The 23133-nt window shown below is 29.9% G+C and carries 26 protein-coding genes; 16 read left to right on the plus strand and 10 right to left on the minus strand.

What is annotated here, in order from left to right; genetic code table 11:
- The 8 genes from HMPREF1984_RS02510 (at window position 1) to HMPREF1984_RS02545 (ending at window position 5652) form a co-directional block, all read left to right on the plus strand.
- On the plus strand, window positions 1-372 hold the full coding sequence (locus HMPREF1984_RS02510; RefSeq protein WP_021766305.1) for a hypothetical protein: 372 nt from the start codon (window positions 1-3) through the stop codon (window positions 370-372).
- A gap of 14 nt (window positions 373-386) precedes the next feature.
- The gene (locus HMPREF1984_RS02515; RefSeq protein ID WP_021766306.1) at window positions 387-1163 is read left to right on the plus strand and encodes a DUF1963 domain-containing protein; all 777 of its coding nucleotides are present in this window, start codon (window positions 387-389) and stop codon (window positions 1161-1163) included.
- Window positions 1164-1181: 18 nt separating this feature from the next.
- Window positions 1182-1760: a hypothetical protein gene (locus HMPREF1984_RS02520; protein ID WP_021766307.1), complete on the plus strand. Its 579-nt coding sequence runs from the start codon at window positions 1182-1184 to the stop codon at window positions 1758-1760.
- Window positions 1761-1980: 220 nt separating this feature from the next.
- A complete protein-coding gene (locus tag HMPREF1984_RS02525; RefSeq protein WP_036099512.1) occupies window positions 1981-2967 on the plus strand; it encodes a hypothetical protein in 987 nt (328 codons plus the stop codon).
- A gap of 22 nt (window positions 2968-2989) precedes the next feature.
- Complete coding sequence (locus HMPREF1984_RS02530; RefSeq protein ID WP_021766309.1) at window positions 2990-3892, plus strand: YafY family protein; 903 nt, start codon at window positions 2990-2992, stop codon at window positions 3890-3892.
- Between the two features lie 25 nt (window positions 3893-3917).
- Complete coding sequence (locus HMPREF1984_RS02535) at window positions 3918-4394, plus strand: hypothetical protein (protein ID WP_156894232.1); 477 nt, start codon at window positions 3918-3920, stop codon at window positions 4392-4394.
- A gap of 132 nt (window positions 4395-4526) precedes the next feature.
- Window positions 4527-5000, plus strand: a complete 474-nt coding sequence (locus HMPREF1984_RS02540) for a GyrI-like domain-containing protein (RefSeq protein ID WP_021766311.1) — start codon at window positions 4527-4529, stop codon at window positions 4998-5000.
- A gap of 19 nt (window positions 5001-5019) precedes the next feature.
- On the plus strand, window positions 5020-5652 hold the full coding sequence (locus HMPREF1984_RS02545; protein ID WP_036099514.1) for a GyrI-like domain-containing protein: 633 nt from the start codon (window positions 5020-5022) through the stop codon (window positions 5650-5652).
- 94 nt (window positions 5653-5746) lie between these two features.
- On the opposite strand, the gene HMPREF1984_RS02550 is transcribed toward HMPREF1984_RS02545, so the two are convergent.
- Window positions 5747-6742: a family 16 glycosylhydrolase gene (locus tag HMPREF1984_RS02550; protein ID WP_021766313.1), complete on the minus strand. Its 996-nt coding sequence runs from the start codon at window positions 6740-6742 to the stop codon at window positions 5747-5749.
- Window positions 6743-7155: 413 nt separating this feature from the next.
- Between HMPREF1984_RS02550 and HMPREF1984_RS02555 the strand changes: the two genes are divergently transcribed.
- Window positions 7156-7611, plus strand: coding sequence for a hypothetical protein (locus HMPREF1984_RS02555; RefSeq protein ID WP_021766315.1), 456 nt, complete (start codon window positions 7156-7158; stop codon window positions 7609-7611).
- Window positions 7612-7839: 228 nt separating this feature from the next.
- On the opposite strand, the gene HMPREF1984_RS02560 is transcribed toward HMPREF1984_RS02555, so the two are convergent.
- Entirely contained in the window at window positions 7840-9378 is a 1539-nt protein-coding gene (locus HMPREF1984_RS02560) for a HAMP domain-containing sensor histidine kinase (protein ID WP_021766317.1), read from the minus strand.
- A gap of 21 nt (window positions 9379-9399) precedes the next feature.
- Window positions 9400-10089, minus strand: a complete 690-nt coding sequence (locus HMPREF1984_RS02565; RefSeq protein ID WP_021766318.1) for a response regulator transcription factor — start codon at window positions 10087-10089, stop codon at window positions 9400-9402.
- A 187-nt stretch (window positions 10090-10276) separates the two neighbouring features.
- On the opposite strand from HMPREF1984_RS02565, the gene HMPREF1984_RS02570 reads away from it, so the two are divergent.
- Window positions 10277-10717 carry a hypothetical protein gene (locus HMPREF1984_RS02570; RefSeq protein WP_051314438.1) on the plus strand — a complete coding sequence of 147 codons (441 nt, stop codon included), beginning with the start codon at window positions 10277-10279 and terminating at the stop codon, window positions 10715-10717.
- Between the two features lie 125 nt (window positions 10718-10842).
- On the opposite strand, the gene HMPREF1984_RS02575 is transcribed toward HMPREF1984_RS02570, so the two are convergent.
- The 7 genes from HMPREF1984_RS02575 to HMPREF1984_RS02605 form a co-directional block, all read right to left on the minus strand.
- The gene (locus tag HMPREF1984_RS02575) at window positions 10843-11475 is read right to left on the minus strand and encodes a thioredoxin family protein (RefSeq protein ID WP_021766320.1); all 633 of its coding nucleotides are present in this window, start codon (window positions 11473-11475) and stop codon (window positions 10843-10845) included.
- Window positions 11476-11500: 25 nt separating this feature from the next.
- The gene (gene ahpC / locus HMPREF1984_RS02580) at window positions 11501-12067 is read right to left on the minus strand and encodes an alkyl hydroperoxide reductase subunit C (RefSeq protein WP_021766321.1); all 567 of its coding nucleotides are present in this window, start codon (window positions 12065-12067) and stop codon (window positions 11501-11503) included.
- Window positions 12068-12235: 168 nt separating this feature from the next.
- The gene (locus HMPREF1984_RS02585) at window positions 12236-12922 is read right to left on the minus strand and encodes a B3/4 domain-containing protein (protein WP_021766322.1); all 687 of its coding nucleotides are present in this window, start codon (window positions 12920-12922) and stop codon (window positions 12236-12238) included.
- A 113-nt stretch (window positions 12923-13035) separates the two neighbouring features.
- Window positions 13036-14082, minus strand: coding sequence for an SIMPL domain-containing protein (locus HMPREF1984_RS02590; RefSeq protein WP_021766323.1), 1047 nt, complete (start codon window positions 14080-14082; stop codon window positions 13036-13038).
- A 24-nt stretch (window positions 14083-14106) separates the two neighbouring features.
- Window positions 14107-15213 carry an SIMPL domain-containing protein gene (locus tag HMPREF1984_RS02595; RefSeq protein ID WP_021766324.1) on the minus strand — a complete coding sequence of 369 codons (1107 nt, stop codon included), beginning with the start codon at window positions 15211-15213 and terminating at the stop codon, window positions 14107-14109.
- Between the two features lie 236 nt (window positions 15214-15449).
- The gene (locus HMPREF1984_RS02600; RefSeq protein WP_021766326.1) at window positions 15450-15794 is read right to left on the minus strand and encodes a hypothetical protein; all 345 of its coding nucleotides are present in this window, start codon (window positions 15792-15794) and stop codon (window positions 15450-15452) included.
- Window positions 15791-17029, minus strand: coding sequence for a DUF1576 domain-containing protein (locus HMPREF1984_RS02605; protein WP_021766327.1), 1239 nt, complete (start codon window positions 17027-17029; stop codon window positions 15791-15793). The genes HMPREF1984_RS02600 and HMPREF1984_RS02605 overlap by 4 nt, the downstream gene beginning before the upstream one ends.
- A gap of 194 nt (window positions 17030-17223) precedes the next feature.
- On the opposite strand from HMPREF1984_RS02605, the gene HMPREF1984_RS02610 reads away from it, so the two are divergent.
- The 6 genes from HMPREF1984_RS02610 to HMPREF1984_RS10870 all read left to right on the plus strand — a co-directional run bounded on the left by HMPREF1984_RS02610 (window position 17224) and on the right by HMPREF1984_RS10870 (window position 23132).
- Entirely contained in the window at window positions 17224-17826 is a 603-nt protein-coding gene (locus tag HMPREF1984_RS02610; RefSeq protein WP_021766328.1) for a hypothetical protein, read from the plus strand.
- Window positions 17827-17877: 51 nt separating this feature from the next.
- Window positions 17878-18624 carry an SH3 domain-containing protein gene (locus HMPREF1984_RS02615; RefSeq protein WP_021766329.1) on the plus strand — a complete coding sequence of 249 codons (747 nt, stop codon included), beginning with the start codon at window positions 17878-17880 and terminating at the stop codon, window positions 18622-18624.
- 425 nt (window positions 18625-19049) lie between these two features.
- The gene (gene glmS / locus HMPREF1984_RS02620; RefSeq protein WP_021766330.1) at window positions 19050-20879 is read left to right on the plus strand and encodes a glutamine--fructose-6-phosphate transaminase (isomerizing); all 1830 of its coding nucleotides are present in this window, start codon (window positions 19050-19052) and stop codon (window positions 20877-20879) included.
- 132 nt (window positions 20880-21011) lie between these two features.
- Complete coding sequence (locus tag HMPREF1984_RS02625; RefSeq protein ID WP_021766331.1) at window positions 21012-21344, plus strand: hypothetical protein; 333 nt, start codon at window positions 21012-21014, stop codon at window positions 21342-21344.
- Window positions 21345-21545: 201 nt separating this feature from the next.
- Complete coding sequence (locus HMPREF1984_RS02630) at window positions 21546-22223, plus strand: 5'-methylthioadenosine/adenosylhomocysteine nucleosidase (RefSeq protein WP_021766332.1); 678 nt, start codon at window positions 21546-21548, stop codon at window positions 22221-22223.
- 90 nt (window positions 22224-22313) lie between these two features.
- Complete coding sequence (locus tag HMPREF1984_RS10870) at window positions 22314-23132, plus strand: hypothetical protein (protein ID WP_021766333.1); 819 nt, start codon at window positions 22314-22316, stop codon at window positions 23130-23132.
- Window position 23133 lies beyond the last annotated feature (1 nt).

Consider the following 23133-nt stretch of genomic DNA (forward strand, 5'->3'; position numbering starts at 1 on the left):
ATGAAAAAAATACTTGTGTTATTACTCATGTTAATTTTAGGAATCATCAGTTATGCTAAAGCAGATGATGTACTTGGAACTTGGCTTATTAAAGAAAATGGAAAAATAGTGGAAATCTATAAAAATAAAGATGGAGAATATACTGGAAAGATTAAAGAAGATAATTTTATTTTCTTAAAACAAGCTAATGACTTAAGTTATGATAAAGAAAGAAATAGCCTAGCCTATTTTACTTTAAAATTTCCAGAAGATAAATTTTCTTGGTATGTTTGGATAAACATAGAAAAAGATGAAAATCTTTTTATCAAAGGGACAGGAAATACTGAGGTTGGAAAATATGTTAGAGAATTACATCTTATTAGACAAAAATAAAAAGGAGTTTTTATATGGATGAAATAATAAAAGAAAAATCTGATTTTCTTAAAGAAAAAATAAAAGAAATAAAAGAAAAAATTGTAAGACCTTGTACAGAGTTTGAAACTAAGAATTTTGACTACGATGATGAAAATAAAGTTAGTTGGATAGGTAGAGTATTTCTATGTAAAGAAAATGAAGTTGAAGAAAGACCTAAAGACGATAAGGGAGAAACTATGTATCCTTTAGCACAATTTTATCTTTCTAATCTTCCTTATATACCAGAAGCTTTAAAAAAGTTTGAATATATAACTGTATTTATGGGAGAAGATTTTCCAGAATATAATGAAGAAAATGAAGGAGTTTCAAAAAATGGAGATGGTTGGCTATTGAGAACTTATACTAAGGATGATGTCTTAGTTAAAAATGAATACCTAAGAGATGATAAATTTTGTCCAAAGGCTTATCCATTAGAAGCTAAATTTCATGCTGAAGACTATCCTGTTTGGGATGGTGGAGGACTTGATGAAGATTTAGAAATTGAAATATGTGATTTAGAAGAAGAATTTGATGATGAAGTAAGTTACTATCAAGATATTGGAAATGATCATACATATTTACATAAATTTGGAGGTTATCCTTCATATTGCCAACCAGGTTTAGGATTAGAGGTTGAAAAAGGCTATAATTTTGTTTTCCAAATCTCAAGTGATGATGTTGCACAATACAATGTAGTAGATTCAGGAAGTTTAATGTTTTTCTATAATGAAAATGAAGATAAATGGATGATGTATTACGATTTTTATTAATTAATAGGAGGGAATAGAATGTTTAACTTAATAGCACCAGGATTAGATATTGATAAAATGGCCAGATCAGTAGCGGCCGGGGAAATAAGTGGGAAAATGATATTTTCAATGATTGCGGGGAGTATTTTCCGATTTATTTTAATACTTTTAGTAATTGAAATTGTGATAGAAACAATGTATAAAAACCGTGTAAAAAATTATAAAGGTGAAGTAGAGGGGGAGATTGTAGAAGTTCTGAATTCTGATAAAGGAGCAATGGCCGGGACTTTTCCGATATACCAGTATGAAGTGAATAATCATAAATATATTGTTAAACCTCTTTTTTTGATTTTTGGATCTAAGTTAAATCAAAAATATCATGACAGTGAAGATATAACTTGTATTACATATAGGAGAAAGCATGGAGGAACTAGCAGAACAAAATATCATGAAGGAGAAAGCATAATAGTAAAATATGATATTGATGATCCTAAAAAGCATGAAATTCTTAATGATAAGGATAAATTATTCGTATTCAAGGTAGCAAAAATCGGAATAATATTATCTATGATTTTTCCAATTGCCGTTTATATTATGACAATTTTTATAAAAGATTAAATATAATCTGATAAAAATTACTAAAATTAATAGTTATAATCTATAAAATCTGTAAAATAAACTTGTATAAATGAAATTATATATGGTAAAATACCAGTACTAGAGAACTTTTTCAAGGGAAATAAAATTATAAAAAATTCAGATTTTTAAATAGTAATATAATAATTTACTTGAAAAGAGGTTGTCATCTGGTAAAAAATGTATAGGAGGAAAAATAGGGATGAAAATAGGAAAAATAATAAAAGTTATATTATTTACAATGATATTTTTTATACTGCAAAGCTGTGTAAAAATCGAAACAAGCATGAATATAAACTCTGATTTATCAGGAACATCAACTTCAGAAGTTTCAATTATGAAAAATTTGATGCCTGAAGAACAGTTGAAAAAGGAAATTGAAAAACTGGGTGTAAAAAAATTTGAATTTGAAAAAATAGAATCAGATGATAATTCAGTTGATAAGTACAATGTAAAGCTTGAATGGAAAACAGAAGAAGAACTTGAGAAAATACTTGCGTTTATTAATACCGGGATGACAATGTCTGAATTAAATTCTCCAATAGTATCTCCAAATGGTGGAAATAAGGGTAAAAATAAGGAAAATGTGGAAAATCCTGAGCATCAGAAAAAAGATGAATCAAAAACTGTTGAAATTAAGCCAAAAGATAAGGATAAAGACAAAGAAAATGTTGATAAAAATAGCAAAGAAAAAGTAAAAAAGAGTATTTTTACTAAGGAACACGGAACTGTAACTGTAAATATGGGTACAGTTAAAATAAATAAGTTAGTTATAAAAGTACACGGTAAAATAATAGCTGATTCTATTCAGGAAGGTATAGTTTCAGACGCTAAAGATGAAATAACATTCTATGAAGGAGACAAGGCTGAGTTCAAATATAAAGACAGCAATCTTTTACTTCCAATTTTAATAGGTGTGGGAATAGCTATTGCCATTATTGCGATAGGAGCAGCTGTATTTGCACTGAAGAAAAAGAATAAGGAAAAAATTGAAGAGGACGAGTATGATGAATTTGCTGAAGAAGCAAAGGATGAAATGGAAAAAAAGGAAGCAGCAGAAGAAAAGGAAAAAATAGAAGAAGCTGTAAATGAAATTTCTGGAGAAGTGACAGAAATTTCAGAGGATAACGAAATTAAACCTGAAAATGATAATGATGAAGAAGAGGAAATTTCAGGAGAAAATATATAATATAAAAATAGGTTGACAAATTATGCAAATAAATAGATTATTTGAGATGCTTCATATGATGCTGAACAAGAAAAATATTACAGCAAAAGAACTATCAGAATATTTTGAAGTATCTTTAAGAACCGTATACAGGGATGTAGAAACTTTAGCTTCTGCAGGCATCCCTGTATATTCTTTAAGAGGTAAAAATGGCGGAATTAGATTACTGGAAGGTTATACTTTGAATAAATCGCTGATTTCTCAGGATGAGCAGAATGAAATAATGTATGCATTGCAAAGTCTGAAGGCTGCAAATTATCCAGAATCGGAAGGAACTCTTAAAAAATTGAGTTTGATTTTTAATAAATCGTCAGATAACTGGATAGAAGTTGATTTTTCCAGATATGGAAGTGACGATAATGTTTTATTTGAAAATATAAAGCAGGCTATACTTAAAAAATTGACAATAAAATTTACATATTTTAATTTAAGAGGAGAGAAGTCTTATAGGACATCAGATCCACTGAAAATATGGTTTAAAGAAAAGGCATGGTACTTATTTGCTTATTGTCATGATAAAAAAGACATCAGGCAGTTTAAAATAAATAGAATAAAAGAGTTGATTCTTACAGAAGAACATTTTGAAAAATCGCTAGAAAATTTTAAGTTTGATGATAAAAAATCTAAAGTAAAAGATGTAAGAGTTGTAGTTGAAATAGATAAATCACAGGCATATCGTGTTTATGATGAATGTTCGGAAGAAAATATAAGTAAAATGGAAAATGGAAATTTTGAAATTATAATGGAATATCCTGAAAATGAATGGCTTTATGGATATCTTTTGTCTTTTGGAGAATATTTGAAAGTGAAAGAACCTGAAAGAATAAAAAGAATTTTATTTGAGAAAATTGAGAAAATGAAGGAGAATTATTTTAAAAAAACTTGATTAATTTTTTATGGGAGTAGAAATAATGATAAAATTTGGTGAAAAATATAAAAATGATGATATTTTACCGTATATCTTAAAGATATGTGATAGTACAAATAATATATTAAAAATAATAGTTACTCTTCCTCTTTTAGGAGAAAAAGGTTCTGAAGTAAGTAATACTGGAAATAAAGAACTTGATGAAATATTAAAGGAGTCTTATCCTGTTTTAATCAACTATAATGAAATTTATGAGATAGTATTTGAGAACTATATAATGTATCAAATTAGAAATGAATCCTTTGCAAATCCTGATGAAAATAGCAAAATTTTGGGAAAATATTTCATGATAATTAAAAATTCCTCATATCTTAAAATGGTAAAAAATATTACTTTTTATAATGATATTTTTGATGATAAATATATGCACTATGGGATTTTTTCATGGAATCATGTAATTGACATTATTTCAGCAGAAGAACCTAAAATTGCAAAATTAGAGAACCATACTGAAGAATAAATACACAGTATTGTTTTAAAATAAATAAATAATATTATTATAAATATGACACACTGATGTCACATTTTTTGTATTATAATAGCTATAGAAAATTTTAAACAATACAAATAAATTGATAAAGGCGGTACAATTATGAAATATGAAATAGTAGAAATTAAAGAAAAAACTTTTGTTGGATTTAAAACAAGAGTGAAAGATGATGAAACAATGTCTGAAAAAATTTCAGATTTATGGAAAAAACTGTATTCTGAAAAAGGTGCTAAAAATATAGAAAATAGAATAAATGACAATACTATAGGTGTTTACTATAACTACAATAACGAAAATGGATTTGAGTATGACTGCCTTACAGGTTGTGAAGTGAAAAATAAAATTGATGAGATTCCTGAAAATATGATAAAGTTAGAAATTCCAGAAGGAAAATATGCAAAATTTATAATTATCGGAAATCCTGAAAAGGCTGTTGGAGAATTTTGGAATAAATTTTGGAAAGAATTTGGGAAGGAAAAATCTGATATAAGAAATTATACCTATGATTTTGAAGAATATATAGCAGGTAGTGATTATGAAAATACAGAAATCCAAATTTATATCAGCATAAAATAATCATTAGGAGATGATAGTTATGGCATTTGATTTTAAGAAGGAATTTAAAAAATTTTATAAACCATCAGAAAAACCTGAAATTATAGAAATTCCTAAAATGAATTTTATAGCAGTGCGTGGAAAAGGAAATCCCAATGAGAAAGAAGGGGAATATCAGAAAGCTGTTGAAATGTTATACGGAGTTGCATATACCCTTAAAATGAGTTATAAGACACAATACAAAATTGAAGGATTTTTTGAATATGTTGTTCCTCCGTTGGAAGGGCTCTGGTGGCAGGAAAATGTAAAGCATGAAAATTATCTGCTAAACAAGGAATTATTTAACTGGATCTCTTTAATTAGAGTACCTGATTTTATTAAAAAGGAAGATGTGGAATGGGCTATAAAGTGTGCTACTGAAAAAAAGAAAAAGGATTTTTCAAAAGTTGAATTTTTCAGCTATAATGAAGGACTTTGCGTACAATGTATGCATATAGGAAGCTACAATGAAGAACCTGAAACTATCCAAAGAATGAATGAATTTGCACAAAATAATGAATATAATATAGAATTAACAGAAAAAAGATATCATCACGAAATTTATTTAGGTGACCCAAGAAAGACAGATATAAATAAATTGAAGACTGTAATAAGACAACCTGTTAAAAAATAAAGAATTCAAGCAATTAAAAGATAAAAATAGAAAAAGTATAGAGAAGTAAAAATCCATTCCAGTTGATAGATTATCAGCCGGAATGGATAAATTTTTATTGGGGAACTTTAGAAGGAACAAACACCCGAATATAGTCAATATAGCTTTTTGCAGAATTTATTTTCTTTGAGGGATAGCCATTTCCACCTACTCCGCCTTGAAACATAATATTCCATGTAGAATTTAATCTATTGTCGGATATTGAATCTTCAATAAATTTATTATATACCCCAGTTCCATGTAAATCTGTAGCAAAGGAATAGGTTTTCTTGTTATCAACCCAATAAGTAATAATTGCTTCATTAGGATTTGAAGATGGCTCCACCGATACAGAATAAACGTGAAAATCATTCTGAACGCTGGACTTTACAGCATAGTTTTTTTTACTTCCATTCACTAGATTTTTTTGAAGCTTTCCAGTTTTTTTGTTGTGCAGATGAATTGACTGTGTAACTACATTTTTTCCATTTGTGGGTGTAAAAAATTCTCCTATATCCAGTTCAGCAATAGAAGCTCCTTTATAATGAGTTATCCAAGGAGCATGCCAGAAACCTTCTTCATTTGCAATTTTTGCTCTTACATCAATTCTTAAATACAGAGGATAGAAAACTTTTGCAGGATTAGGGGCATATCTGCCACCTGATGTAATAAATCCTGAATTCCATGCCTCATAAGATGCTCCGTCAGGAGTTGTAATTGTTTTACCTTTCATTCTTTTTGAATTTATTACTAAGACTCCATTTCCCTGAGAGTCTGTTGTTTCTAAAACTTGGCTTGCATTGTAGAACTGAATCATTCCCTGGGGATGACCATAGGTATTATTATTGTCATACAAAGACCATTTATTAGTATCAACATGATTATCATTAAATTCGTCTCCGCCATAGTACGTCCAACGTTCACTTTCGGTGTAAGCACGTATTGCTGAATTTTTAGCAGGTGGTAATGGTTTTACTGCTTTTTTATTTTGTAAGGTGTTGGAATTAGATTCGCTTATACTCAGCAATATAGATGCAAGGCATAATAATTTTATACAAAAAAATTTTTTCATAATAATCTTCCTTTCAAAGTATGTAAATTTTAAAAGATATTGCAAAAAGTTTTTGATTTTATGTCTTTCCTATTATTTATTATACATCATAAATAATAGAAATATTTATAAAGAGAGAGTAAATTTCATTTGATATCACTTTAAAATTTAAGTGTTGTTTAGAATAATTTATTTTACTTGCTTTTAGAAGGGAGAATTTTTATAAAAAATTAGAAATGGACAGAAACTTGACAAAAATTGAGGTAGAGTATAGAATGATTTTAATTCGGGAGTTGAATATGAGGATTGGATTCTGTACCAACTTATAATGCTGTAACAAATGATTATAGGAGAAATTATGATGGATTTTATTGTGTAATATTAAAGAAAAACTATGGAAATAAAAAATACGAAGTAATAGAGGAGAGTAAATAATGAAAATATCATCAAAATATGAAAAAGAAATAAAAAAATTGTTTGAATTAAGCAAGAAAACTTATATTGTAAATTTTCAACTGAGAAATGAGGAATTAATCTCACATTTTTCTGATGTTACAGATGAAGAAAAAATAAATATAATAAAAGAGGGAATAAAAATAGCATGCCAAAGAAAAAATTCATCTGAAATAGAGAATTTGATGCTTTCAATTAGTTTTTTTAGATTATATGATAGATCTGAATTTATTGAAGATTACATTAAATTATCAAAAGAAGAATTTCATGAAGAACATGAGACTATAGCGTCATATTTTCAAAGATTTCACCTACCTCAAACAATAGACTACATATATGAACTAGCAACTTCAAATTTTGAAAAATACCGTTGGGATGATAAATTTTGTACTGGTCAGAAAATGCTGCTTTGCTTTGGGAGACATAAACACTCCTAAGGCGAAAGAAAAATTGGAATTATTATTACAAAGTGATGAAGAAATGATAAGAGAACATGCAATGGAGCAGTTGAAGAGATGTGATTTCACAAATAAAGATGTTGAATGAAAGGATTAATTATGAAAAAAGAAGAGGAAAGAAAGTATGAATAGTACATAAAAATGGAACTCTACATAATCTTGAATGTAAGATTAGAGATACGTTCCATTTTTAAGTTATATATATTTCTATTTTACAGGAAAAGTGAATGAGAAAACAGTTTCTCCTTCAGGAATACTGGAAACAGATATTTCAATATTATGTCTTATTGCAATCTGTTTAGCAATTGCAAGTCCTAATCCCATTCCACTTTCATTATTTTCTCCTTCAGTTTTATGAAAACGTTCAAATATATTATTAATATCCTTATCAGCAATTCCACTTCCTTTATTTGAAATATCCATTTTAATTTTATCTATTCCATTTTCTGATATAATTTTTCCAATATTAATTTTAATAGGAGTATTTTCATAAGAAAATTTAATCGCATTATCTAAAATTATGATTATCATCTGTCTTATACGGAAATAATCTCCTTCAAAAATATAATCATCCGGATTTTTATTACATGTGACAGTAATGTCTATATTTCTTAATCTGGCAGGCTGTTTCATACTTCTTGCTGCATCATTTGCAATTTCGTATAAACTAAGTGGTGACTTTTCAATAGAAAAATCAGTATTCTGCAGCTTTGACAAATCAATCAGGTCATTTATCAGTTTCTGAAGGTGAATACTTTCAGAAAGTATTTGATGGTGATATTCATTAATTCTTTCAGGTTCAGTAATAATGTTATCGCAAAGTGCTTCCATTGAACCTCTGATTACAGTAACAGGAGTACGCAGTTCGTGAGATACATTTATAATAAAATCCTGTCTCATTTTTTCAAAATGTTCACTTTCCTTTGAACTTTTAAAAAGCTGTATAGCCAGTTTATCTATAGTTTGAGCAAGATTTCCAATTTCGTCATTCTGTTTAACGTCTGTCTGAGCTTCATAATCACCTTCAGAAAGCAGTATAGCTGTATTTTTTATCTTATTCAGAGGTTTTGTAAAACTTAATGAAAGCAGTATAGCACTAATACTTGCAAGAATAAGAGCCACGAAGATACTTATAATAAGGGTGTAAATACCGTTATTTAATGCTGTAGAAAGATTTTCAACAGGAGAATGGAGTAAAACAACTCCGACAACTTCCCCATTTTTAAAAATAGGAGCTGCAGTAGTCAGAGCTTTTTTATCTAAGAATTCATTGAAATCTTCGGTTGTATTAACTGTACCTTTAAATGCTGTACTTACAGCTTTTTCAGCATTTGGAGGTAAAATTCTGTATGTTTCAGGAACATTTCTTTCAGGAGTATCCTTTTCCTGAATAATGGAGCCTGAATCCTTTTCAATTACCCAAACTTTTGCCATTGCAATATCTTCAATCATCCGCATATTTTTCCTGTGTTTTCTTCTGTCACCCTGTTCTTTAAAATTCTCTTGATGGTCATCATTATACCACAGTTTTGAGATTGTTTCAGATAACTTTGTGGCTCTTGCTTCAAGATTTCTTTTATTCAGATTGATAGTATTTCTCACATACATTGAAGCAAAGACACTTCCAGTAACAACAGAAAAAAGGAGCAGTGAAATTCCAAAATAGAATACCAGTTTAAGAAAAATTCTACTTTTAAAGTTTATTTTTTCATTTTTTATATATTTTATATTTTTAAAAATATTCATATCGGTTATCCTTATAATTTTTTATTCATGAATGTCAAATTTATATCCGACACCCCATATGGTTTTTATATTCCATGCTTCATGTTTATAGTTATCAAGTTTTGCACGAAGTCTCTTTATATGCGAGTCAACAGTTCTGCTATCTCCAAAATAGTCATATCCCCATATGGAATCCAGGAGGGTTTCCCTTGTAAAAACTTTATTCTGATTAGTAGAAAGAAGCCAGAGAAGTTCTATTTCCTTTTTTGTAAGGGAAATTTCCTCATCATTTATTTTTACTGTAAAATCACTTAAATTGATTGTAAGATTATCGTATGAAAAAACTTTCTCCTGATTAAGATTTTCATTTGGAATAACCCGCCTCAAAATGGCATGAATTCTCGCAATAACTTCTCCAGGAGAGAAAGGCTTCACAATATAGTCATCAGCACCTGTTTCAAGCCCCATTATTCTTTCAAAATCCTCACCTCTTGCAGTAATTATTATAATCGGGATATTTGAGAAGGTTCTGACTTCCTTACATACATCTAGACCATTTTTCTTAGGCATCATAATGTCAAGAAGAACAATATCAAATTTTTCATTTTTTATTTTATTGAGGGTTTCTTCACCATCGTGTGCAAAGAAAACATTAAAATTATTTTTTTTACAGTATTCACTTAAAATAGACACAATCTGTCTATTATCATCGGCAATTAAAACATTATACATTTCTTTATCCTTTACATTTTTATTTTTAATTCTATCATAGATTCAATAAAAAAAGAATATTTAGCATAAAATACTTTTCAAATTTAAGAAAAAGAAAAAAGGTATAATTTTGTCAAAATTAGATGATATTATGTTTCCATAGAGAAAAGGAAATCTCTAAAAAATAAAAACAATGGAGGAAATTAATATGAAAAATAAAAGAAAAAGTCTTATAGGTTTAGGATTAATTATGGCATTATCAGTTTATGCAGGTGCAGCAACAACAAGTAATCTAAAAAACTCAAAAGGTAATACAGAAACAATGATAGAAAATAATCAAAAAGAGTTTGACAAAGATAAATGTCCTATGCCACCAGGACATCCGGGGCATGAAGGAAATGGAAAAGATGGAAAAATGGATAAAAACTTTAAGAGACCGAATCCTGAAAGAATAGAAGAATTGAAGAAAATACTGAATAAAGGTAAAGTTACAAAAGCAGAAGCTGCTGAAATTATAGAACTTATTGAAATGAAAGGGAAAGGACCTCATGGAGGAAGACCGGGAGGACCTGGTAAATCAGGAGAACATGGTAATATGCCACAGCTAAATAATAATCAGTCAAGCAATGATACTAAAACATCAAATTAATTAATAAATCCAAAAATTTTAAGAATATAACAATCTAAAAAAAGACTGGAAATAGAATAAATCTATAACCAGTCTCTTTTATATTCTCATTTATATTCAATTATTGTGTGTGTATGTTTTTTTATTTAAGCGTTTGTTATAGTTGTAATAAGCTGTTCTAAAGTCTGTTCTCCAACAGAAGCAACCTTTCCATTAATAAATACTACAGGAACTGCCTGAATATCTTTTTCTTTAGCTTCATTAAAGTAAACTGCACTGTCAACCATTGAAGTTGTTATATTTTCATTGTGAGAAGAAATAAGGTTTAACGCCTGTACAACTTCAGGGCAGTGAGTACAAGAAAGAGAAACAAAAGTTTCAATATTTAAAGGTTTTTGAACTGAAGCAACTTTTTCAAGCTGTTCTCCTTCAAGTTTTTTACCTAATCCTGCTAATCCTAAGATAGCAAGTATGAAACTGTTAAATTCGTGTCCTCCTGGAATTCCGTAAAAGTTAACTCCAGTTTTCTTTCCATTTTTAAGTAATGTGAAAGATGTAGGTCTTGTAATACCTGCAAGTTCTTCAAGAGCTTTATCTTCTCCAAAATTTTTTTTTGTATAGTTTACTTTATTTGAAATTGCATCAACTTCCTGTAAGAAACTGTCAAGTTCCTTTGATTTATCACTGTCATTTAAGAAAGCGACTAATTCAATAGGTTCATCTATTTTATCGAAATAAACTTTCAACTGTTCAACTATATTTGCGTCTAGTAATGCCATTTTTAGACTCCTTTCTGATTTCGGATTATATTTTACCTACTAAATCCAATCCAGGTTTTAAAGTAGCTTCTCCTTCTTTCCATTTTGCAGGACAAACTAATCCAGGATTTTCAGCTACGAACTTAGCAGCTTTAGCTCTTCTTACAAGTTCAGAAGCATCTCTTCCTATTCCTTCATCATTTACTTCATAAGCAACTATTTTTCCTTCAGGGTTTACAATGAAAGTTCCTCTGTAAGCAAGTCCGCTTTCTTCATTTAATACTTCAAATATTCTGGAAACAGCAGCTGTAGGATCTCCTATCATTGTGTAAGTAACTTTTTTAATAGCTTCAGAATGATCGTGCCATGCTTTGTGAGTGAAGTGAGTATCTGTACTTACAGAGTATACATCAAATCCTAATTTTTTCAATTCTTCATGGTGATCTTCTAAATCCTCAAGTTCTGTAGGACATACGAAAGTAAAGTCTGCTGGATAGAACATGAATATGCTCCATTTTCCTAATACATCTTTTTCAAAGTTAATTTCTCTGAATTCTTCGTTTTGGTATGCCTGTACTGTAAAGTTTTCTACTTTTTTTCCTATTAGTGACATTTCTAATTCCTCCTATTTTAATTTTTTTAAATTTGAAATCATTACAAAAATATGATAATTATATTATATAGGATATTATGTATTTTGTCAAGAAACTTTTTCATAGCATGAAATATTTTCTGAATATTCAGTATATATCTGAGATTCAGGAAAATATTGAATAAAAATTTAGATTTCTGTAGCAATGTCTATAACACGTATTTCAAATTCCATATCTGGCATACATTCTGCCAGGTCATTCTGAATTCTTTTAAGTGCCTCCATACGCATTTCAACAGATGTATTTAGATTACCCTGAATAATAAAAATTGCATTTTTCGTTTTATCATCAAATTTATAGTTTTCTCCGTCACGCACATCAAGCCATGCCAATATTCCTTTTTCATCACGGTAGACATAATCTGTTTTGGCAACATGCTTTTCAGTGGACAGTATTGGAAGAAAAATATCTTCCCTTTCATTGACTGTAAATTCTATATAATCATGTATCTTATCAAAATCATGTCCACCTATTGCTAAAAATGAATTTAAGGCTTCTACGTTATAAATATCGATAATGCTGTTAATACAGGGTATAGAACCACGATGCTGAATATTTCTTATAAGTGCAGGAACAGTAGGTGGATTTTTCTTTACACTACGTCCGACGCTTTGCAGCAAATCTTTGTAGCCTTGAATTACAGGATGATTAAATACTTCGTCAATATTACAGTTCAAAGCCCATTCTTCCATTTTTTTCTGTTTTTTCAAAAATGAATCTGATAATTTTGCATTTGGATTAATATTTTTTGCAATGCCAATCACGACACTTTTAATACCAAGTACCGCAATGCTTCTATTAATAATAATTTTCATAACAGAAATACCTCCTATAGATTGTTTTATAGCTAAGTACCTGTTATTATTATACTCCCTTTAACAATTTTTTTCTAATAGTTTTTCAGCATATTGTTTAAAAATTTAAAATATTAATCCATTTCAAATTCAATGTATACAGTTTTTGAAAATGAAACTTTCTGAGGATTTATAACAATACTGTTTTCAGAAAGACTGTTTATGAAAGTCTGGTCATTTTCCTTCAGTATCTTTTCGTCATATACAGCATAATTTCCACTGTAATAACCGTAGTAAGGTCTTATTGCTCCGTTGGAATTATCAGTTATAGTAACAGGTTTTTTTAGGGCAAGGTCAGTTTTATTAAGCATAACCTGTGCTTTTTTTGCAGCTTCCCTGTAAGCATTTTCATATAGTTCGTCTTCCAGTTTCTGTTTATTATCTATATTGTATTCAATATATCCTGTTGAACCGATTTTTAATGAATGCGCCAGATTAATTATATTTCCAATACTTTTCATATCCCTTGTAGTAACTTCTATAGTATGGGAAACTCTTTGCTTAACTTTTTTAACACTTGTTCTTTTTTCCATGTTGATTTCCTGATTGTTATAACCTGCAATTTTTATCTTATCTGAACTTATTCCTCTTGCAGAAAGTTTTTTCTGTAACTCATTGAATTTATTGACAGCTTTCTGATAAGCACCTTTATTAGTCTTATCCTGTTCAACTATTTTGAAAACATGATTTCCTCCAATATTTCTCTGAAGACTGAAAATTTTCTCATTTGCAAGGACAGCCATAAACTCCTTTAAACTGTTCAAATCGATTGAAACAGCTTCCACTGTAAGAGTAGTTCTGAATTCCTTTTCCCCTTCATTCTGTACTTCAGTATCCCACCAGTAATTTTCCGAAGTGTTATAGTCTGAAGAATTAATTTTTTCATATTTTGTATTTGTCTTTTTCAAAAGATTTTTATACTTTTCAAGAATTTCAGAGTTTTCCTTGCTTGCTTTATCAAGATTATCATTTTCAGTGATAATTTCCAGAGTTATTTTTGCACTGTTTGGAAGAAGTTCCTTTGTTGCGGTTCCCCTTACCTGTATTCTCTTTCCTGAAACGACATCAGAAAAACTGAAGACAGAAAAGATTATAAATAGTATAGATATAATTTTTTTCATATTATTATTTCCTTTCTAAAAATATTATTTCATTTCATACATTACAGATATATTCTGTATTAATTTTATTGGTTTTGGAGTATAATCAATTCTAGATTTTTTTGCTCCGGATGAACGTTCTGCAACAGCAAATTTTACACTGGGAGCCGAAAATTCAGCTATTTCTTTGCTGCTGTCAAAACTCCACGATTCATCAATTTTATCAATCATTTTTTGCTGAAACTCAACATCTTCACTTACAACAATTGGAGAAGCAAGTTTTAGTTCACTTGATTTCAGAATGCTTTCAGCTTTATTTTTTGCCTGTTTAAATGCTTCGTTATACATGTCTGAAGCTATCTGATCCTTATTGGAAATATCAAAATGGATACTTCCGTCTATATTTATTCCATTGTCATCAGCAAGGGAAATGATAGAATTCAATCCTTTAATATTTTTAGTAGTTATTTTAAAACTATGAATTACATAATAAACATCCTTCTGTTCCTTACTTTTTCCATTAAAGTTTTCTGTAATGTTATAGTCACCCAGAACAATATTGCTTGCTGGAACATTTAAAGACTGAATTTTGGATTTTGCAGAATTAAGTTTGGCAAATACAGTATTCAGAGCTTTTTCCAAGGTTGTATCTGTTGCTTTTATGTTAAATTCGAATGTATTGTCATCAAAATTTTTATTTATACTTTGAAGATTTTCCCCGTCAGAAAACTCTACAAGACCTGCTATCTGATTGAAGTCAGTGTTCTTAATAAGTACAGCTATATTTGCAGTATATGAGTCAGGTTTTTTACTTTCAGTACTTGAAACGGCGGTTTTTTTCCCTTTACTGTCATTGTAATCATCATTATCATAATCTTTTTGTTTTCTGCTGTAGAAAGAAAGTGTTTCAAGCTGTGATAAATCAATATTCCTGTTTTTCAGAGCAGACTTAAATTTTTCAATTCTGTCATTTGCTTCCTTTGTTGCCACACTGAGATTTCCATTTTTAGTTTTTATCTGGAATGTTATAGTGGCAACATCAGGCATTACTTCCTTTTCATAATTTCCGGTTACGCTTACTTTTCTTATTACATTTTCTGAAAATGAAAATGCTGAAAGGATAAGAAATAAAGCGATTAATTTCTTTTTCATATCTTACCTCCAATTTAATTTTACTAGTTTTTAAATAATTTTATGTAATTATTCTATCATTTAAACCTTAAAGTAAAATGAAAAGAAAATTTTTTTGTATCATATAAAAATGGTGCCCTCCCAAAATAGAAAACAGATAACTGCTGAATACAGTTTTACAGCAATTTTTAATTTCTTTTTTGAGATGACACCTTTTGTACATAAATCTTATTTTTTCAAAAATTTTCAAATGATGATTAAAGAACTTTCTTCAGAATAATTTCTAAAACACCTTCTTCATAATTAATATATATGGAATCACATATTTTAGCGACAAGAGTAAGTTCGTCAGAAGTTTCTCCCTCCCCAATAAGTTCCCAATACTCTGAGTACTCTATGTCCTGGTGGACTTCCATGCTTTTTTTCATTTCTTTTACTTCAGCGGCACTAAGTTCAACCGTCCCGTAAGTATAAATGTCATACCCATTTTTAGCGTCGTTTATAGCGATATCAATTTCTATTTTTTCTGCTCCTTTTTCTAAATAGAAAGAAGTGATTTCATTTGTAATTTTTGAAATAATTTTCATCTTTTTTGCTTTCATTTTTTTCCTCCATAAAATAATTGTAATATAGGAACGCTTACACTTGCAACAATTCCTGCGGAAAGCCCCGTATTATATAAATTCAATCCGCCATGAAGTGCCCCCATATTTAAAACTAGACAAAAATTTGTAAATCCAACAATAATTCCCGGAATAATTCCAAATTTTCCACTGATTGGTGCAAGGCATGTGGAAAAAAATAAAGTTATGGCAAAAGTTGTAAGTGGAATATTTATACCAAACATTATATAGGAAAGTGAAACTCCGGCTATTATTGGAAGAACATTTTTCAGATGTTTTCCAAATCCTGCAAACCCTATAAGAGTAAAAAGACCGGATAAAATAGGTCCGTTAATATAAGGAAACATAAGAAAAATAAGAGCAATGGAAATAAATCCTAAAATTCCCATATTTATCATAACCATTGGAAAACCTTCAGTAACAGTGAAGTCTGTTACAAGTTTCCCTGAATGTTTAAGCAGGCTGTCAAAATTTTCGAATGAACGGCCATTTGCATAATAACCATAAATAATGTAAAAAGTGAAAACCAGTATAAGTAAAATTAAAATAGGATAATCCATTTTTTCAACAAATGTTTTATTTGGTGCAACTTTAAGCCCAACTTCCTCCAGTATTGCATAAATAATAATGGCAATAAGTCCTGCAGCCAGTCCTGTGTTATACAGTGTATAACCGTTATGGAAGTTTATTACATGTATGGAAACTGCCGGTACAATAAATCCCATAAGGAATCCGGCTCCAATTGCCAGAATAATTCCAAAAATGGAAAAATTAAAGGCTTTTGAAATACTGCTGACAACCGGTGAAAGTGCAGTTGTAAACATACAACCTGTTATAACTGTCTTAAAGCTTCTTCCTTCAAATTTTGCATAGGCATAGGTACCTAGGTAAAATGGAATAATGTTAAGCAGATTTTTTCCCATGAAGGCAAATCCAAGCATTATATAAATTCCAGATATAAGCAGGCCATTGATTTTCATATCCATCCTGTATATAAGATAAATATTCAGCAGTGCAATGACTGAAGCATTAAACATGGCCGCTCCTTTACCACCAACCACAAAGTAATCAGTCAGAAGAACGCCATCAGATAAAAAAATATCTTTCATTCCCTTTATTAAATCGGCAGGGTTTGTGAAAATTATTGAATAAACCAGCATAATAAAGGGTAAAAGTGAAATAATAAGGTACTCCTTCTTTTTTTCTTTTGTCATAATATATTCCTCTCATATTTTTAGTTATAATAATTATAACATATTTTTTAAAAATAGTAAGAATTTTTGATTTTTTGTTTCTGAAATAATAATAAAATTAGGAAAAATACAGATAAACTCTAATTGTATTTTAATAGGATTAGTGATATAATGTACGAAATTTAAAAAACTATGAAAGGTGTAAAGAGGTGGATATGAAAAAAATAGCAGTGTTATTCCTGCTTGCCATGTCACTGCAGGCATTTGGAGGAAAGTACAGAACGCTTAAGGAAGAAAATGTAAATATAAGTTTATCAGAAATAGGAAATAATAATGGAAAAATTGAAAAGGCAATAAAAAAGGGTTACAGTCAGGAAACATTTTTAAAAATACTTGAAAATCAGATAAACAGCGGAGAATCCTATAATAAAGATTCAATAGAAAAAATGAGCCTTATTGGAATAACTTTGGCAACAATAAAGTATATTAAGGTTGATATTGAAGAAATTAAATATTTATCAGATAATCAGGCGGAAGTGAGTTTAAATATAGTAATTCCTTCAATAGAAAAATTTGATGAGAAAAGGTATGAAGAAAGATTGTCAGAGGCTTTTAAAAGCAAAATAGGATATACAATTGAAGAAATAAAAAATAGGGATCTGACAAAGTCTGAAATTGAAAAGTTATTGCCTGTCTATATGAAAATAACAGGTGAAGAAATAGGAAAAATAAATCACTTTACTTCACTTAACGAAACAGTAAAAGTTAATAAAAGTAATAACAGTCAATGGGAAATGGAAGCACTGGGATTATTTTAAAAATGGGGGAAAATTTTTATATTTTTTAGGTATTGTAAAAATGGAGGGAACATGGAAGAAAAAAATAACCAGAAAGAAGAACTGGAAAGAGAAATAGAAAAGTTGAAGGAACAGGTTGAACTGGAAAGATTAAGAAAAGAAAGAGATGAGCTTAGGGAAAAGCTTAAGGCTGACAATAATGGTAAATACAGTAATCCTACTGCAAATAGTATTCAAAGTGACAACAGGGAAGATGATGATTCAGAAGAAGACAATGGGAAAATGAAAGGAATGCTGACAGTGGTATTATCAGCACTGGCAGTGGTCATGATTATAATTATCGGAATTACTGTTTTTAGAATAAATAAGGAAAGTAAGAAGATAGCTGAAAAAATAGAAAATGTACAGTCTCAGGAAGAAAAAACAGAAAAAGAGGATAATCAGAAAAGTGATATAGAGGTAGTGGTGAGCACACCTCAAGCACCAGGAACTGCTACGCAGGGGACAGGGCAAAATACGTCAGATCCTAATGTGGTAATTCCTCAAACTCCAGTTTCAGATGCAGCAGCACAGGGAAATCAACAGGCTAAACCGGAAGAGGAAATCAAAAAAGGAACAGAATATTATACGAAATCAACTAAAGGTCCTGTAAATATAAGAAAAACTTCTTCAAAAAATAGCTCGCTTCAGGATGAACTGCCTGATGGAGTAGTTCTGAAATTTATCGGAAAAGAAGGAAAATGGTATCGTGTATCCTACACAGTCAATAATCAGACAAAAGAAGGATTTGTTCATGTTTCACAAATAAAAAAGAAATAAAATAAAAACTAGACAGATATAATGAAAATTATACAAATTAGAAAAATAAAAAATTATAAAACATGTATTAGAAACTTGATAAATTAGAAGGTTTAGAAGATACATGTTTTTATAATATGAATTTTTTTCAAAAAAACAAAAATAAAAATTGAAAAATAAAAATAAATTTGGTATAATTCATTCAAATCAGAGAATAAAAAATTAAAAAGCGCCTGAATCTTTAGGTTTAAATATAATTTTATATTTCCCTAAACTTTCATATATATTTAAATCTTAAAGATGACGAGGAAAAAGGGTTATCGAATTTTCGGCGGATGCCCTTTAGGTGATCACAACCTGAACAGTATACAAAATCGTAAGTAATTGCGGGAACAAAAGTACTGTAGTGATTATTCCCTGAAAATAATATTACGAGGAGAATAGATATGTGCGGAATAGTAGGTTATATTGGGTCGCAAAACGCCCAAGATTTTGTATTGGATGGATTAGAAAAACTGGAATACAGAGGTTATGATTCAGCAGGTATAGCTGTAAATACTGGAGAAGACAAGTTTCATATTGTGAAAAAAGTTGGAAGGTTGAAAAATCTGGCTGATATACTGGAAAAGGAGCCATTAAAAGGAACAATGGCAATAGGTCATACTAGATGGGCAACTCATGGAAAGCCTTCTGATGAAAACTCCCATCCACATTTTAATAAGGATGAAACATTGGTAGTTGTTCATAATGGAATTATTGAAAACTATCTTGAATTAAAAAAGGAACTTATTGCAAAAGGCTATAAATTCAACTCTGAAACAGATACTGAAGTTGTAACTCATTTGCTGGATGAACTGTATGAAGGTGATTTGCTTGAAGCAACAAAAAAACTTATCAAGATTATAAAAGGTGCATATGCACTTGGAATTATGGCTGTAAATGAGCCTGACAGAATAATAGCTGTAAGAAAGGAAAGTCCTCTTATAATCGGGTTGGGAAAAGGAGAAAATTATATAGCTTCTGATATACCTGCAATACTTAAATATACAAGAGATGTATATCTGATTGAAAATAACGAAATAGTTGAAGTGAAAAAAGATTCAGTTAAGGTTATGGATACAGAAGGAAAAGAAATAAAGAGGGAAGTTACACATGTTGAATGGGATATGGAAGCTGCTTCCAAAGGTGGATATGAGTATTTCATGGAAAAGGAAATTCACGAACAGCCTGAAGTATTAATTGAAACATTAAATAGTAGAGTAGATGAAGATAATAATATAAATTTTGACAATGCCGGACTTACTAAGGAATATTTGGAAGGGGTAAACAGTATTTACATTGTTGCCTGTGGAACTGCATATCATGCAGGATTAGTAGGTAAATTTATTATTGAAAAGAAAACAAGAGTAAAAGTGGATGTGGATATTGCTTCTGAATTCAGATACAGAAATCCTGTAATTGATGACAAGACACTTGTAATAGTTTTAAGTCAGTCAGGAGAAACTCTGGATACTCTTGAAGCAATGAAGGAAGCAAAGAGAAACGGGGCAAGAGTTGTGGCTATAACAAATGTTGTAGGTTCATCTATAGCAAGGGAAGCTGACCATGTAATTTATACTTGGGCAGGGCCTGAAATTGCAGTTGCTTCAACAAAGGCGTATACTACACAGATGGTAATTCTTTATTTGCTTGCCACTGATATGGCTTATAAGTTTGGAAAAATTAATAGGGAAGATTATGAAAAGGATATAAAATCCCTTTATAGATTAAAGACAGATATAAAGAAAATGCTTGAATATTCTGACAGAATAGAAAAAGTGGCTGATAAAATTAAGGATCAGACAAGTATGTTCTATCTTGGAAGAGGACTTGATTATGTTATAGCAGTTGAAGGAGCCCTGAAATCAAAGGAAATTTCATATATTCACTCAGAAGCCTTTGCATCTGGGGAATTAAAGCATGGAACTATTGCATTGATTGAGGAAGGTATACCTGTAGTAATTAATGTTACTCAGTCGGATCTGTTTGAAAAGTCAATATCAAACATAAAGGAAGTTGCTGCAAGAGGAGCTTATGTAATTGCTATTGCTAAGGAAGGAAATACACTTGCTGAAGAAGTGGCTGATGAAGTTTTCTACATTCCTAACGTGGAAGATGACTATACTGGATTCCTTTCAATAATAATTCATCAGCTATTGGCATATCATTTATCAAAGCTTAAAGGAAATGATGTTGATAAACCAAGAAATCTTGCTAAGTCAGTAACAGTGGAATAATTCAAAAAAGAATATATCTAATTTAAAAAAATAATGAATTTATAGCATTATTTAAAAAATATGTTTAAAAAAATAGAAAAATGAGGTATAATATTAGCACATAAAAATGAAATAAAAACTGGGAGGAATGCTATGAACTTTAATGATTTAAAAAAAGGAGCAGAAGAAGCACTAAACAAGACTGTAGAAGGTGCAAAAGATTTAGCGGATAAAGCTGTTGACGAAGCAAAAAAATTAGGAGACAGTAAAGTAGCTCAGGATATAAAAAAAGGAGCAGAAGACGCCCTTAACAAAACAGTGGATGGAGCAAAAGACTTAGCCGGTAAAGCTGTTGACGAAGCAAAAAAATTAGGAGACAGTAAAGTAGCTCAGGATATAAAAAAAGGAGCAGAAGATGCCCTTAGCAAAACAGTAGATGGAGCAAAAGATTTAGCAGATAAGGTAACAGATAAATTTAAAAAATAATAGTATAGTGGAAAGCCCTGAAAATGGGCTTTTTATTTCGTTATATAAAAAACAGGGATAAAGAAAAAAGTTATTGAAAATTAAAAGATAATATAATATAATTTATTATATAACTTTAGAAAAAAAGTGTTATAAATAAAATAAATTATGAAAGGAGATTGTACAGATAGATACTTTATGTATTTATCTATACAAGAGTAAATGACTGGAATAATATGTGCCACAGAAACAGAAATGAAAGCAATAATCAATGAAATAGAGGATATCAAGGAAAATAAAATAGGCAGAATCACATTTTTTGAAGGAAAATTTAATGATAAAGATATTGTTTTTGTCCAATCAGGTATAGGAAAGGTAAATGCGGCAGTTACTGCTACACTTCTGATAGAAAAATATGATATTGATGAAGTAATATTTTCAGGAGTTGCAGGTGCACTTGATAAAGTAGTGGGAATAGGGGATATTGTAATAGCTGATGATGTAGTTCAGCATGATTTTGCTGTTGAAGCATTTGGTTATAGAAAAGGACAGATACCTCAAATGGAAGTATGGTCGTTTAAAGGGGATGAGGATTTAATAAAAAAAGTTAAGGAAGCATCAGATGATGAAATAAAATTACATTATGGAAGAATTCTTACCGGAGACCAGTTCATATATAAAAGAGAAGAAAAGCTGGATTTAGGTAAGGAATTTGAAGCGTTATGTGTAGACATGGAAAGTGGGGCAGTTGCTCAGGTATGTTATCTAATGAATGTAAAATTTCTCATTATAAGATCCATTTCTGATTCTGTTACGGATGAATCTTCAATGGAATATGACAAGTTTGCAGAACTTGCTGCAGAAAATTCAAAAAAGATATTGAAAAAGATAATAAATTAAAAATTTATAATTTACTAGATAGAAAAATTGTAGAAAGGAGAGAACCTGAAGAGGAAAATATGTATTAGTATATTTTCAATAAGGTTCAAGATGAGTATGAGTTTTCGTATAAATCCTTATAAAATAATAAGATTAGTGGGGCTAATAGTTGTACTTTCTTATGGTTTTGTTGAAATTTCTGAATTTAGAAAAAAGAAAACGCAGGAAACAGGAAAAGTTGAAAAAACCTTAAATATACGTAAAAAAGATTTTTATAATTCACCGGAGGAAAAAGAAAAAATATTAAATACTGGAAATGAAATAACAGTTATAACTAGTAGTAATAAAAAAACAGAAACAGATCAGTCAGGTGTAGCTGTAGAAATTTCAGAAGCAAATAAAGAACCTCAGAAAATAGATGAAACACAGCAGAAAGTAGAAAAGGAAAAGACAGAGACACTGAAAAAAGTAAAGGAACAGAAAAAAGCAGAAGAAGAAGCTCAAAGAAAAATAGTTGATCAGATAGCCCAGCAGAAAAAGGCTGCGGCAGAAAAGAAAGCAAGAGAAGCTGAAGCAATAGCTGCCGCTAAAAAAGCAAAGGAACAGAAGGAAGCGGCTGCAAGGGAAGCTGAGAAAAAAGCTAAAGAAAAAGCTTTGGCTCAGCAGGCACAGAAAAAAAATAATGAAGTGAAGAAAATTCCAAGAAAATATATTCAGGTTGCAACCCTCAGCTCAGAAGCTGCTGCAAGAAGTGCAGTAAGTAAATTGGGTGGAAGTTTCAGTTACCAGAAAATTGCAGGAAAAGGAAAAACATTATATGTAATAGTTTCAGTAAGTACTGATAACCAGGCAACGTTAAGTTCTTTAGAAAATCAGGTGAAAAGTAAATTACCTTCATCGAAATATATAGTTAGAACGGCAGGAAAATAAT

The organism is Leptotrichia sp. oral taxon 215 str. W9775 (assembly GCF_000469505.1).
Classification (GTDB): Bacteria; Fusobacteriota; Fusobacteriia; order Fusobacteriales; family Leptotrichiaceae; genus Leptotrichia_A.